The 13,437-nt window shown below is 70.0% G+C and carries 14 protein-coding genes; 3 read left to right on the top strand and 11 right to left on the bottom strand.

Going from position 1 to position 13,437, the window contains the following annotated elements; translation table 11 throughout:
• Positions 1–108: 108 nt before the first annotated feature.
• Complete coding sequence (locus ABME02_RS17095) at positions 109–789, bottom strand: GntR family transcriptional regulator (RefSeq protein ID WP_353816564.1); 681 nt, start codon at positions 787–789, stop codon at positions 109–111.
• A gap of 312 nt (positions 790–1,101) precedes the next feature.
• Here ABME02_RS17095 and ABME02_RS17100 point away from each other — a divergent pair, with 312 nt between their 5' ends.
• From ABME02_RS17100 to ABME02_RS17110, 3 genes are read left to right on the top strand one after another with little or no spacing between them, the layout of a single operon-like run.
• Positions 1,102–2,100 carry a phosphotransferase family protein gene (locus ABME02_RS17100; protein ID WP_353816565.1) on the top strand — a complete coding sequence of 333 codons (999 nt, stop codon included), beginning with the start codon at positions 1,102–1,104 and terminating at the stop codon, positions 2,098–2,100.
• 11 nt (positions 2,101–2,111) lie between these two features.
• On the top strand, positions 2,112–3,449 hold the full coding sequence (locus ABME02_RS17105) for an MATE family efflux transporter (protein WP_353816566.1): 1,338 nt from the start codon (positions 2,112–2,114) through the stop codon (positions 3,447–3,449).
• Entirely contained in the window at positions 3,449–4,084 is a 636-nt protein-coding gene (locus tag ABME02_RS17110) for a TetR/AcrR family transcriptional regulator (RefSeq protein ID WP_353816618.1), read from the top strand. Before ABME02_RS17105 ends, ABME02_RS17110 begins: the two co-directional genes overlap by 1 nt.
• 17 nt (positions 4,085–4,101) lie before the next feature.
• On the opposite strand, the gene ABME02_RS17115 is transcribed toward ABME02_RS17110, so the two are convergent.
• The 10 genes from ABME02_RS17115 to ABME02_RS17160 all read right to left on the bottom strand — a co-directional run bounded on the left by ABME02_RS17115 (position 4,102) and on the right by ABME02_RS17160 (position 13,291).
• Complete coding sequence (locus tag ABME02_RS17115) at positions 4,102–4,392, bottom strand: ArsR/SmtB family transcription factor (RefSeq protein ID WP_353816567.1); 291 nt, start codon at positions 4,390–4,392, stop codon at positions 4,102–4,104.
• 14 nt (positions 4,393–4,406) lie between these two features.
• On the bottom strand, positions 4,407–5,186 hold the full coding sequence (locus ABME02_RS17120) for an SDR family NAD(P)-dependent oxidoreductase (protein WP_353816568.1): 780 nt from the start codon (positions 5,184–5,186) through the stop codon (positions 4,407–4,409).
• Positions 5,183–5,944, bottom strand: coding sequence for an SDR family NAD(P)-dependent oxidoreductase (locus tag ABME02_RS17125; protein ID WP_353816569.1), 762 nt, complete (start codon positions 5,942–5,944; stop codon positions 5,183–5,185). Before ABME02_RS17125 ends, ABME02_RS17120 begins: the two co-directional genes overlap by 4 nt.
• 39 nt (positions 5,945–5,983) lie before the next feature.
• On the bottom strand, positions 5,984–7,462 hold the full coding sequence (locus ABME02_RS17130) for a gamma-aminobutyraldehyde dehydrogenase (protein ID WP_353816570.1): 1,479 nt from the start codon (positions 7,460–7,462) through the stop codon (positions 5,984–5,986).
• A 55-nt stretch (positions 7,463–7,517) separates the two neighbouring features.
• Complete coding sequence (locus tag ABME02_RS17135) at positions 7,518–8,588, bottom strand: proline racemase family protein (RefSeq protein ID WP_353816571.1); 1,071 nt, start codon at positions 8,586–8,588, stop codon at positions 7,518–7,520.
• Positions 8,585–9,502, bottom strand: a complete 918-nt coding sequence (locus ABME02_RS17140; RefSeq protein ID WP_353816572.1) for a dihydrodipicolinate synthase family protein — start codon at positions 9,500–9,502, stop codon at positions 8,585–8,587. The genes ABME02_RS17135 and ABME02_RS17140 overlap by 4 nt, the downstream gene beginning before the upstream one ends.
• Positions 9,503–9,516: 14 nt before the next feature.
• A complete protein-coding gene (locus tag ABME02_RS17145) occupies positions 9,517–10,764 on the bottom strand; it encodes an NAD(P)/FAD-dependent oxidoreductase (protein WP_353816619.1) in 1,248 nt (415 codons plus the stop codon).
• Between the two features lie 68 nt (positions 10,765–10,832).
• A complete protein-coding gene (locus ABME02_RS17150) occupies positions 10,833–11,651 on the bottom strand; it encodes an amino acid ABC transporter ATP-binding protein (RefSeq protein WP_353816573.1) in 819 nt (272 codons plus the stop codon).
• Positions 11,648–12,391, bottom strand: a complete 744-nt coding sequence (locus ABME02_RS17155) for an amino acid ABC transporter permease (protein ID WP_353816574.1) — start codon at positions 12,389–12,391, stop codon at positions 11,648–11,650. Before ABME02_RS17155 ends, ABME02_RS17150 begins: the two co-directional genes overlap by 4 nt.
• A 21-nt stretch (positions 12,392–12,412) precedes the next feature.
• Positions 12,413–13,291, bottom strand: coding sequence for a substrate-binding periplasmic protein (locus tag ABME02_RS17160; RefSeq protein ID WP_353816575.1), 879 nt, complete (start codon positions 13,289–13,291; stop codon positions 12,413–12,415).
• Between the last annotated feature and the right edge of the window lie 146 nt (positions 13,292–13,437).

The raw sequence follows: 13,437 nt of genomic DNA on the forward strand, positions 1-13,437 counted from the left end.
GATCGTCACTGACCTCGTACCCACAACTGTAATCTGTGATCACAAATCACACAAGGGCGAATGTGAAGCTTTCTCGCCGGCGACCCTCGCCAGTCGCCTCCGGGCCGATCAGCGGGAGCCGGACTGCACCAATGCCTGCTCGATGCGCTGCGTCGCCGCATCGAGCGACGCCTCGGTGATACGGCCTGCCCCATCGGCGTCCCCGTCACGCGCAGCCTGCAACAGCTCCTCCTGGAAGCTCAGCAGCACTGCGGCATCACCGGCGAACAGCTCGCGCCGTGCTCCCAGGATCTTGTACGTGCGGCATCGGTGCCAGAGCGTTCGGATGAGCTCGAGGAGCACGGCGTTGTTCGCCGCCTCGTAGATGATCGTGAGGAAGGCTTCATCGCGGTCCAGGTACTCGACCGCGGCCCGGTCGGCCACCGCGGCCGCCATCGCCTCGTACTCGGCCTGCATGCGCGCGATGTCAGCCGTCGACAGGCGAGCGACGCCGAGGATGGTCGCCTTGGTCTCGAGCCAATGACGCACCGTGTACAGCTCGAGGAGCTCCGTGTCGGTGAACTCCTTCACGACGGCCCCGCGATACGGCAGCGCCTCGGCGAGCCCGATCTCCTCGAGCCGCCGGATCGCCTCGCGCACCGGCATCACGCTCGTGCCCAACTCGTCAGCGAGCTCCCGGATGCGAAGCCGGTGCCCGGCCGGCAGTTCCCCACTCACGATCGCGGCCCGGATCGCCTCGAAGACCTGATCCCCCACACGACCGCTGGGTTCGAGCCTGGGCAGCGGCATGGTCGCTCCGTTCTCCCGTGATCACGAACCTCCGATCGTGATGCTCGACGGAGACCCGCACTCATGGCGCTGATGACGCACGCCGACGGCGTGACTGATCTGTGATCAAGGGTATCTCCGGGCATGCGGCACAGCGCTGTCGCCCGCCGCGCGTCTGAGGATCCCGGGTGCCGCCGATGTACTTCCGGAAGGCGGCGGAGGACGCGGAACTGACGCTTCATGACGAGGGAAGACGAAACCGACATACATGTCGGTTTATGTTACTCTCGTCGCATGGGAGCGCTCTCACGCGCATGATCCGAGGGAGGCTCGATGGAGAGCACGACGAAGAACCGCCAGTCCACCGAGGTGCTGCGCCGTCTCATCGGGCGCGCGTACGGAGTCGATCAGGTCCCCGTGGGCGACGACTTCGCGCAGGAGATGACCGAGGGCTGGTTCAACGTCGCGTATCGGATCCGCCTGCGCGACGGCCGCCAGGTGGTGCTGAAGATCGCCCCGCCCACGGGCGTGCCGGTCCTGACCCGCGAGATCGGGATGATGCGCGTCGAACTGGAGGTGATGCGCCTCGTCTCCGAGCTCACGACGGTTCCGGTCCCCCGGGTCGATCACGTGGACCTCACGCACGAGATCGTCGATGCCGACCTGTTCTTCATGGAGTACGTCGACGCCGACAACTTCGGCCTCACGGCGGATGCCGGCGGCCTGGGCGCGGAGGTCGTCGCGGCCGGAATGCGAGAGCTGGGGGCGCTGAACCGCGAGATCAACGCGGTGCGGGGCCCGCACTTCGGGCCGATCCTGGGCGCGGGATCGCCGAGCTGGCGCGAGGCGTTTACGAGGATGATCGAGGACACGCTCCTCGACGGCGAGCGGGTCGGGATCGACCTGGGCCGGCATCCCGATGAGATCCGGGCCGTGGTCGCCGCCCACGCCCACACGCTTGATGAGGTCACCGAACCGTGCCTGGTCGAAGTGGATCTCTGGGCGAAGAACTCGATGATCCGAGACGGACGGATCGTGGCCGTCCTCGACCATGAGCGCGCCGTGTACGGCGACCCCCTCATGGAGGCCGGCCTGACCGGGCTCGACATGGCCGCGTTCGGCGACCCGACGGACTTCATGGCCGGATTCGGGATCACGACGCTCACCGAGGACGAACGCGCGCGGCGTCGCCTCTACTCGCTGTACCTCGCCGTCATCATGATCGTCGAGACGGAGTACCGCGGGCACACCGACACCGCCGTCTACGACTTCGGCCGCCGCGAGCTGGACGGACTCATGGCCGCGCTCGGGCGCGCGCCCGCCGTGTCGTGACCCGACGTCCCGTGCTGGACGCGCCGGATCAGCTCGGCACGCAACCCGTCGGCCGGCTGCTGTGGTGGGCCTGCTCCCAGACCACGCTGTCGGTCGGTGTCTACGGCATCTACGCGCTGACGAACGCATGGTTCGTCGCCCGTGGGGTCGGCGCGACCGCACTGGCTGCGGTGAACCTGGTGGCGCCCCTGCTGCTCCTGCTCGGCGCCGTCGCCACGACCGTCGGCGTCGGCGGCGCATCGGTGGTGTCGCGCGCGCTCGGCAGGCGGGATCCGGACGGCGCAGCGCGTGCAGCCGGGACCGCGTTCGCGCTGTACTGGGCGACGGCGATCGCCGTCACGATCCTCGGGCTCGTGTTCCTCACCCCCCTCCTGGAGCTGATGGGCGCGACCGACGCGACCCTTCCCGATGCGCAGGCCTACGGCACGGTCATCATCGGCGGCGCGATCGTCGCGACCGGCTTCTCCGCGATCGTCCGCGCCGAGGGCCGGATGCTGTTCTCCACCATGCTGTGGGTCGTCCCAGTGCTCGTGCAGATCATCCTGGATCCGATCCTCATCTTCGGGTTCGACCTCGGCGTGGTCGGCGCGGGGCTCGGGACCGTCGGCGGTCAGGCGGTGTCGGCGAGCATGGCGGCCTGGTTCTTCTTCCTCCGCCGGGACCGCCCGTACCGGATCCGACTCACCCACCTGCGACCGCACCCGGCCACCGTGCGCGAACTGATCGCGATCGGCACGCCATCGTTCCTCGCGGGCATCGGCGTCACACTACTCGCCGTGCTCGTCAACGCGACGCTCGCCGCGGCGGGCGCCGTAGTGCTCGCGGCGTACGCGGTCTGCGCACGAGTGCAGACGTTCGTGACCATGCCGCAGACCGGCATCGCGCAGGGCATGCAGCCGATCATCGGGTTCAACGCGGGCCGCTTCCTCGATGACCGCGTCGAGCGCGCGCGGGTGCTCGCCTCACGGGCCACCCTGATGGTCGGCGGCATCGCTGCCGCGGTCGTCGCGCTGGGCGCCGACGCCCTCGTCAGCGTCTTCCTCGACGACGCGGATGCCGCCGCATCCGCCGTCACGGCGCTGCGGATCATCGCCATCGGCATCGTCGTCGCCGGCATCCCGCCGCTCGTCTCCGTCTACTTCCAAGCGCTCGGGCGACCCGCGGTCTCCTACGGGATCTCCATCGGATCGATCGTCGCCGTCAAGATACCCCTCGTGCTCACGCTCGGCCTCCTCGGACCGCTCGGCGTGTGGATCGCGCTCCCGCTGGGCGAGCTCATGTCGGCCGCTGCGGCGTGGTGGCTGCTCCGCCGCGATCGACGACGCGCGTCGCTACCCTCGGAGGCGTGATGCCCGCCGACACCCCGTGGACGCCCACCCGACCCACCCGCTCCTCCCCGAAGGGCGAACGGCGGCGGGCCGAGATCATCGCCGCCGCGTTCACGCACTTCTCCGCGAACGGATTCCACGGTGCGAGCATGGTGCAGATCGCCGCCGCGTGCGGGGTCTCCCGGGCCGGGCTCCTCCATCACTTCCCCACCAAGGAGTCGCTACTGGCCGCCGTGCTCGAGGAACGCGACCGCGTCAACGGGGAACTGTTCTTCCGTGACACCGATCCGAAGCGCGACGGCATCCACTACCTGCGGCATCTGCTGCAGGTGCTCGAACACAACGAGGAGCAGCGGGAGCTCGTCCGCCTCTTCGCCACGCTGTCGACGGAGGCATCCGAGCCCGACCATCCCGCATACGCGTACATCTCGAACCGGTTCCGCTGGCTTGCGGACGACATCGATGAGGCGATGCGCGAGGCGCAGTCGCGCGGACTGGTCCGCCCCGCCGCGGACCTGGAAGGATTCGGCCGCGACCTGATCGCACTCATCGACGGACTGCAGATCCAGTGGCTCGTGGACCCAACGGGAATCGACATCGCCGGTCGCGCTCACCGCCGACTGATGGAAGTGCTCACCACAGACCCGCTGGCGTAGTCCCGGAGGGCGCACAACTACGTCGGCAGGTCCTGAGCGTCGAAGAACGGACAGAGCCAGTCCTCGATGGACGCGAATGCAGTCCGGTCCAGCACGTGCAGCGTCGACGGCTCGTCCCGACAGGCGGTGACGACGCCCGCGGTCCGAAGGATGTCGAGGTGCCGCGACGCCGTCGACCGCGACACCTCGCACAGCTCACCGAGCTCCGTGATCGACAGCGGGCGGGACGCCTCGCGCAGCGCGTCGAGCAGGTCGCGCCTGACGGGGTGTGCAATGGCCCCGAACACGGTCTTCTCGCGCCTCAGCACCGGATCGTCTCGGGTCAGCGCACGTAGTCGGCGCCAGTGATGTCGATCGTCGCGCCAGTGGCGTGGCGCGATCGACCCGAGGCGAGGAATGCGATCATCTCCGCGACATCCGATGTGGGGGTGATCTCGCCGAGCGGGAGGGTCGCGGCGATCCCGGCGTTCGCGGGGTCGGAGGCGGCGATGTCGGTGGCGACCCAGCCGGGCGCGATCGCGTAGGCGAGCACGCCGTCCTTCGCGTAGCCGCGCGCGATGCCCTTGGTGAGGGCGAGCAGGCCGCCCTTGGCGGCGCCGTAGGCGAGGTGCTCGGCGTCGTCGCCGCGATGCGACGAGCGGCTCGCGAGATTGATGATGATGCCGCCGCGGCGTTCCTGGTAATGGTGGATGGCGCAGCGGCAGAGGTCGGCGGGGGCCTGGAGGTTCAATTGCAGGTTCTGCTCCCAGCCGCGGGTCCAGTCCGCGTCGTCGTCGAGCGGTGAGGCGAGCCAGGCGCCGGCGTTGTTCACGAGCACGTCGATGCGGCCGGCGGCCCCGATCGCGCGGTCCCACACGCGTGCCGTCTCGCCCGGCTCGAGCAGGTCGCCCGCGACAAGGTGCACGCGCGACCCGAGCTCGTCGGCGATCGCGCGGGCTGCAGCCTCGTTGCTCGCGTAGTGCACGACGACCTCGGCACCGTCGCGGTGCGCGGTCTCGACGGTGGCTCGTCCGATGCCGCGGGATCCGCCCGTGACGAGCACGACCTTCCCGGCGAGCGGGCCGGTGACGCTGCGCTCGCCCTCGTCCGCGCCGGTGCTCATGCGACGGCCTGCGCGCCGGTCGCCTCGACGATCGAGCCGGTCATGTACGGCGCTTCGTCGGAGGCGAGGAACGCGATGATCGCGGCGATCTCCTCGGGGCGGCCGATCCGGCCGAACGGCACCAGGGCGTCGAGGTCGGCGACGGTCCGTCCGCTCCGCGCGAGGCCGGCCTCGACCATGGGCGTGAGCACCTCGCCGGGCGCGACCGCGTTCACGCGCACCTTGCTCGGCGCGTAGTCGCGGGCGAGGTTCTCGGTGAACGAGACGACGGCCGCCTTGGTGACGTTGTACGCGATGTGGCCGGGCGCGGGGTGGAGTCCCCACTGCGATGCGGTGTTCACGATCGCGCCGCCGCCGGCCTCGACCATGTGCGGCAGCACGGCGCGGCACATGTGGAAGAGCGAGTCGACGTTCACCGCGAAGCTGAGCCGCCAGTCGTCCTCGCTGAGGTCGAGCAGCGCGCCGCGCCGGTTGACGCCCGCGTTGTTAACGAGCACGTCGATGCGGCCGTGCGCGGCGATGATCCGGTCGACGGCGGAAGCAGCATCCGCCCCATCGCCGACATCGAACGCCTCGACGCTCGCCGGCCCGCGGCCGGCGGCCTCGATCCGCACGCGCGCCGCGTCGGCCGCGGCAGCGTCGCGATCGCAGATCACGACGTACGCCCCCTCGCTCGCGAAGCGGTCGCCGATGGCGACGCCGATCCCGCCGCCGGCGCCGGTGACGACGACGACCTTCCCCTCGAACCTGTCGATCATCTTTCTGCCTTCCGTCCTGGTCGATCCGGTCGCGCCGGATCAGTCGCGCTCGGCGAAGATCGTGCGGTGCCAGTCGCGCTTCGCGGCGCCCGTGCGGTCGAACATCACGTGCTTGACGACGGTGTACTCGTCGAACGAGTAGGTGGACATGTCCTTGCCGAAGCCGGACTGCTTGACCCCGCCGTGCGGCATCTCGCTGATGATCGAGATGTGGTCGTTGATCCACACGCACCCGGCGCGGATCTGCTCGGACGCCCGCATCGCGCGGTAGACGTCGCGCGTCCACGCGGAGGCGGCCAGGCCGTACGGGGTGTCGTTCGCGAGCCGGATGGCCTCGTCGTCGTCGTCGAACGGCATGGCGGCGAGCACGGGCCCGAACACCTCGTCGCGGACGATCTCACTCGCGGGGTCGGCGTCGGCGACGAGGGTCGGCTGGAAGTACGAACCCCGGGCGAGCTCGCCGATCGGGTAGCGGCCGCCGGTCACGACGCGGGCGTACGAGCGTGCGCGCTCGACCATGCCGGCGACCTTCTCGCGGTGTTCGTGGGAGATGAGCGGTCCGAGGTCGGTGTCGGGGTCGGCGGTCGGGCCGAGCTTGACCTTGCCGTAGAGCTCGGCGACGCCGTCGACGAAGTCCGCGTAGAGCGAGCGGTGCACGATGGCACGCGTTGCGGCGGTGCAGTCCTGGCCGGTGTTGATGAGGCTGCCGGCGACGGCGCCGTGGATGGCGGCTTCGAGGTCGGCGTCGTCGAAGACGACGAACGGCGCCTTGCCGCCGAGCTCGAGGTGCACGCGCTTCGCGGTCGTCGCGGCGGCCTCGAGCACGGTGCGGCCGACGCCGGTCGATCCGGTGAACGAGAGCATGTCGACATCCGGATGGCGCAGCAGTTCAGCACCGACCCCCCGACCGGTGCCGACGAGGACGTTCACGACGCCCGCCGGGACGCCTGCCTCGGCGGCGACCTCAGCGAAGAGCACGGACGTGAGCGGCGTGATCTCGGCCGGCTTCAAGACGATCGTGTTGCCGGCCGCGATGGCGGGAAGGATCTTCCACGCCGCCATCTGCAGCGGGTAGTTCCACGGCGCGATCGAGCCGACGACGCCGATCGCCTCGCGGCGGATGGCCGAGGTGTGCGACCCGGAGTACTCCCCCATCGCCTTGCCCTCGAGGTTGCGGGCGGCGCCGGAGAAGAACGCGATGTTGTCGACTGTTCCGGGTACGTCGAACTCCCGCGTGAGGCGGATGGGCTTGCCGGCCTGGCGGCTCTCGAGCTGGGCGAACTCCTCGGCGCGTTCGTCGAGGAGCGTCGCGAGACGGGCGAGCACGGTCGAGCGTTCGGCCGGGGTCGCGCCCGACCACTCGGGGAAGGCTGCGCGTGCAGCCGCGACGGCGGCCTCGACGTCGCGGCCGTCGGCGAGGTCGACCGTCGCGACGATCTCGCCGTTGGACGGGTCGATCACCTCGGTGGTGGGGCGGGAAGCGGACGCGCGGAGGCGTCCGTCGATGAGCTGGGTCACGGGAGTTCGCTTTCGTGTGTGCGTGGAGGTGAGGCGGGACCGGCGGGGCGTGGGCTCAGCCCTGCGGACCCCAGATGTCGCCGACGGTGTAGCCCTCGGGGAACGGGTCGGTCTGGTCGAGGGTCCACTGCGAGCGTCCGGTGATCCAGGCGCGCCCGGTCACGGTGGGGAGCACCGCGGGCCGACCCGCGACCTCCGTCTCGCCGACGAGCCGGCCGACGAACTCGCTGCCGATGATGCTGCGGTGCACGAAGTCCTCGTCGAGGGCGAGCTGTCCGCGGGCGTGCAGCGCGGCCATGCGGGCACTGGTGCCCGTGCCGCACGGCGAGCGGTCGAGCGCGCCGGTCCAGGTCGCGGGGTCGTCGCGTTCGAGGCGCCCGTTCGTGAGCACGACGGTGTTCCTCGAGGGCTGCCCGGGCGTTCGGTCGCCGTCGTGCAGCATGACGAGGTTGACGTGGTCGATCGACGGGGTGAGCGGATGGCGCACCTCGACCTGCTCGGTGGCGGCGAGCTTGAGCAGCGCGCCGGCCCGTGCGAGCGCCTTGCCGTTCTCGGGATCGAGCTCGAGCCCGAAGTCGGCCGCTCGGGCCTGGGCGAAGAACTGCCCGCCGAACACGATGTCGGCCGGCACCTCGCCGAACCCCTCGACCTGGAGCGGCACGTCGAGGCCGACGACGAACGAGGGCACGTTCGCGATCGTGACCGAGGTGACCTTGCCGTCGTCCGCGACGTGCGCCACGGCGCGGACCGTGCCGACCGCGGTGTCGATCGTGACCGGGGTCTCGGGTCCGGCGACCGGCACGATCCCGGTCTCGACGGCGGCCGTGACCGCGCACATCGTGTTGCTGCCCGACATCGGCGTGAATCCGCCCTGCTCGAGCACCACGATCCCGAAGTCGGAGCCCGGGTACACGGCCGGCAGGAGGAACACCGCGCAGAGCCCCGGGTAGCCGCGCGGCTCGCGCAGGAGCAGTCGGCGCAGGCCGTCGAGCTCGTCGCGGCAGTACGTGAGGCGCTCCTCCATCGTGTCGCCTCGGACGAGCCCCGCCGCATTCGTGATGATGCGGCCTGGCTCGCCCTCGGCGTGCACCTCGATCGCGTCGAGGGTGAACCGCGGCTCGCTCATGCGGCCACGGTAGCCCCGAGCACCCCCGCGCGCTCGAGGATCCCCACGAGCCGTTCCCGCTCGGCCGGAGCCAGGGGCTGGATCGGCAGTCGCGCCGGACCGACCGGGTTGCCGGTCAGTTCGAGCGCCGCCTTGATGCCGGCCACGTAGTTGACGGACTCGAGGAAGTCGCTGAGCTCCCAGAGCGGAGTCCAGAGCGCACGAGCGGCCTCGAGGTCGCGGTCAACCGCGAGCGTGTTCCACAGCTGCACGGCGAGCTCGGGCACGATGCCGGCCACACCCCACACCGACGCCTCGGCGCCGCTGGCGATGCCGAAGAACGTGAGGGTGTCCCATCCGTTGAACGCCTTGATCCGGTCGCCGCGCACGGCGAGCAGCTCCGCGAGCGCGACCGCGTCGCCGGACGTGTCCTTCAGGTAGTCGACGCCCGCGATGTCGCCGAGCTCGGCGATCTCCGCCGCGCTGAGCTTCAGACCCGTGGCGCCGGGCACGTTGTAGTACACGATCGGGATGGTGATCGCCGTCGCCACGTCCCGCAGGAACGCCTTCAGCGCGTCGAACGACAGCGGGTCGTAGAACGGCGGGACGAGCATGATCGCGTCGGCGCCGACGCGCTCGGCGTGGCGGGCGAGGTCGATCGCGCCGTCGGTCGCGAGGCTGCCGACGCCGGCGACGACGGGCACCCGGCCGGCGGCCGCCTCGACATAGACCTCGATCACGCGGCGGTACTCGGCCGGGGAGAGCGTGGTGAACTCTCCGGTCGTGCCGGTCGGCACGAGGCCGTGGATGCCGGCGGTGATGAGCCGGTCGACCTGCCGGCGGAGCGCGGCCTCGTCGATCTGCGTTCCGTCTTCGGTGAAGGGCGTGGTGACGGCGGCGAGGATGCCGCGGAGCTGGACGTCGGTGCGAGTCATGGTGGTGGTTCCTTTCAGGATGCGTGGGCCAGGCGACCGCCGGAGAAGCGGGCCGGAGCGAAGGGCGCGAGCAGCGGCGATTGCCGGTCGCGGAGGATGAGGTCGGTCATCGCGGCCGCCGAGCCCGGGGCGAGCGTGACGCCGAGCATGCCGTGGCCGGTGGAGACGTAGGCGTTCGAGAGGCCGCCGAGTCGGCCCATGATCGGCAGGCCGTCGGGCGTCATGGGGCGCATGCCCGCCTGCGGGCGGACCGGCGTGCGCGGCGGTTCCCAGCCGCGGAAGTAGGTGGTCGGGGCGCGGAGGATCGCGTCGACGCGGACCTGGTTGATGTCCTCGTCGAGGCCGCCGAACTCCATGGTCCCGGCGAGTCGCAGGTTGCGCGAGAGCGGGGTGATGGCGACCTTCGCGTCCGACAGGTTCGTCGCGCTTCGCAGGGCGAACGGTTCGACGTCGACGCTGTAGCCCTTGCCCGGGCGGACCGGAAGGGCCGCACCGAACAGTTTCGACAGCGGCCCGGTCCAGGCGCCCGCCGCGAGCAGGAACCGGTCGCCGATGAAGGTGCGAGAACCCGAGCGGATGGCGCGCACGCGCCCGTTCCGGATCTCGACCGATTCGACGGGCGCATTCTCGACGATGTCGACGCCGAGTCCGACGAGTCGGTCGTGCAGCGCTCGGGCGAGTGCACCGGGGTCGACGTGCCGTTCCTTCGGGAAGAAGAGGCCGCCCTCGACCGCATCGGAGAGCAGCGGCTCGTGCGTGCGCACGTCGTCGCCGACGAGCACGGTCGGCTCGAGGCCGTATCGCTTGACGAGGTCGAGGTGCGTGAGGTGGTGGTCGAGGTTCTCCTTGCGGGTGAAGGCCATCAGGAGGCCCTCGTTGTGCATCTCGAAGTCCATGCCGTCGGCGCGGTACTCGTCGAAGACCTCCACGGTGTGCTCGGCGAGGGCGAGGTGGCCGGCGAAGCCGGCGCGCTGGGCCTTCGCGTTGGAGGCCCGCCACATGCCGAACATGAACGAGAGGAACGAGGGGTTGAGCGAGGGGCGGATGTAGAGCGGGCTGTCGGGACGGAGCATCCACTTCAGCGAGGTGAGCACGACGCCCGGTCCGGGCACGGGCGCGGCCTCGGCCGGCACGATCCAACCGGCGTTCACGTCGCTCGCGCCGAGGCCCGTGGGCCGGGCATCGACCAGCGTGACCGTCGCGCCCTCACGGGCGAGGTGGTATGCGGTCGTCAGTCCGATGACGCCGCCGCCGATGACCACGGTGTGCAACGCGGTGGTCCTTTCTCTCTGGGTGGTGGGTGGGGGCCGAAGGCCCCCACCCGGTGGGGCTAGAAGCGGACCGCGTCGACGAACTTCTTGAGTTCGGGGTTCGTCGAGCGGTTGAAGGCCTCATCAGGGGTCGCGTTGACCGCGATCTCGCCCTCGTGGAAGAAGACGACCCGGTCGGCGGCCTTGGACGCGAACGCCATGTCGTGCGTCACGAGCGCGACGGCGATGCCCTCCTCCTGCTTGAGGCGCCGGAGCACCTCGAGCACCTCGGCCGCGACGGGTGGGTCGAGCGCGCTCGTGATCTCGTCGCAGAGCAGGAGCTTCGGTCGCATCATCAGGGCGCGGGCGATCGCAACGCGCTGGCGCTCGCCGCCGGAGAGCTGCGACGGGCGGCTGCGGAGGTGCTGCGACATGCCGACCTCGGAGAGCGCAGCCTCAGCGCGTTCCTTCGCCTCGGCGGCACTGAGCCCCAGCCGCTTGCGCGGTGCGAGCGTGAGGTTGGCCAGGACGTCCATGTGCGGCCAGAGCGTGTACGTCTGGAACACCATGCCGACGTGCGATTCGACGTCGCGCCAGTCGTCAGTGCGCTCCTCGTCCTCGAACACGACCTTGCCGTCGAACACGATGCGTCCGGCGTCGGGGTCGGTGAGGCCGGCGAGCGCCCGGAGCAGCGTGCTCTTGCCGGAGCCGCTCTTGCCGATGATCACGGTGATGTCGCCCGCGAGCATGTCGAAGTCGACGTTCTTCAGGATCATCCGGTCGTTGAAGCTCTTCTGGAGCCCCCGCGCCGAGACGAGGATCTCGCCGTGGCTCGCCGTGATGGTGGAGATGGCGGGCTCGACGCGGCGCCGCGAACCCGTGTTCGTGAGCTGGCTCATGCTGCGGCCTTCACTTTCAGTCCGGGCATCATCCGGGAGAACAGGTTCGGACCTGCGGTTCCGGTTGGCCCCTGGTTCATCATGTTTCGCTCGATCCGGGACAGGATCAAGGACACGGGGAATGCGATGACGAAGTACATCAGCGCCGCAGTCGTCAGGATCTCGAGCGCGCGGTACGACTCCGACGCGATCTTGTTCGCGGTGAACATGAGGTCCGCGACGGCGATCGTCGACACGAGCGCCGTGTCCTTGAAGAGCGAGATGTTCAGCGACAGGATCACGGGGAGCTGCTGCCGCAGCGCCTGCGGGATGATGATGTACCGGATCCGCTGCCACGAGCTCAGCCGCAGCATCTTCCCGGCCTCGATCTGCTCGACCGGTACCGCCTGGAAGCCGGAGCGCAGGGCCTCGGCCATGAAGGCGGTGAGGTTCGCCGTGAGGGCGATCACCGCCGAGATGAACCCGGGGATCGTGATCCCCGTGAGCGTCGGCAGCGCGTAGTACACCCAGAACAGCTGGACGAGCAGCGGCGTGCAGCGGAACAGCTCGATGTACCCCTGAGCGATCCAGCGCACGATGTCGATGTTCGACATCCGCATCAGCGCCACCGGCACGGCGAGGATCATCGACAGCACGATCACGATCAGCGTGATCTGGATCGTGACGCCGAGGCCCTCGAGCAACCGCGGGAAGTTGCTCGTGACGACGTTCCAGTCGAAGTCGTAGCTCTTGATCATCATGGTGATCGGCTCCGATCGGGATTACTGCATCCGGAGGTCACCGAGGGTGTCGACCTCGACGATCCCGGCCTCTTCGAAGGCGCGGGCGAGCGAGCCGTCGTTCTTGGCGCTCTGGATCGCGATGTTGATCACCTGCAGCGAGCGGGCGTCGATGTCGGCGTTCACGCCGTAGTTCGAGTCCTGCACGAAGATCGCGGGCTCGGGCACGACGATCTTCAGCGACGGGTCCTTCTGCGCCGCGTCGGCGAGGGTCGGGAGGTCGGCGAACGCGGCGACGGCGCGCCCGGCACCCATGGCCGTGACGGCATTCGGGATGCTCTCGGTGGTCATCAGCTCGGAGCCGAGTGCCGCGATCGCGGGCTCGTAGGACGTGCCGCTCGCGAGGGCGATCGGCTGGCCGGTGGCGATGATGTCGTCGACGCTCGTCAGCCCGGAGTCGGCCTGCACGAGGAAGGCGCCCTCGTACGTGTAGACCGGGTCGGTGAACTGGATCGCCAGCGAACGCTCGGAGGTCGAGTCGAGGTAGGCGGCCACGTCGAAGCGGTCGGCCTGCAGGCCGGAGACCATCTTGCTCCACTCGGCGGCGACGGGCGTGAACTTCACGCCGAGCTCCTCGGCCAGCTTCTGCAGCGGGAGCACGTTCGGGCCGCCCATGGTGCCGTCGGGCTGCTCGGCGGTCATCGGCGGAGCCGAGGCGATCCCGACCCGGAGTTCGCCCTGGTCCTTGATCTTCTCGATCCAGGCGCCGTTGGTCGTGGCGGCCTCGCTCGCGGTGGCGCTGCTGCCCCCGCGGAGCGTCGCGCCGAGGAACCCGGCGGCGAGCGCGAGCACGACGACGCCGATCACGCCGAGGATCGTGCGGTTGGTCTTCTTCGTCTTCTTCGAGGTGGTGGTGGACATGGAGTGCCCTTCTTGGACGGTTGAGGAATGGGGACTGGGTGGGGCGGATGCCGAGGGCGGATGCCCCGGCTCGGGGCTGCAGGTCCGTCAGCGACTCCTGATCGCGGACCCCTCGTCGGCAGGAGGGCCGACTCGCGTGGTGGTGT

The organism is Agromyces zhanjiangensis (assembly GCF_040496055.1).
Lineage (GTDB): Bacteria > Actinomycetota > Actinomycetes > Actinomycetales > Microbacteriaceae > Agromyces > Agromyces zhanjiangensis.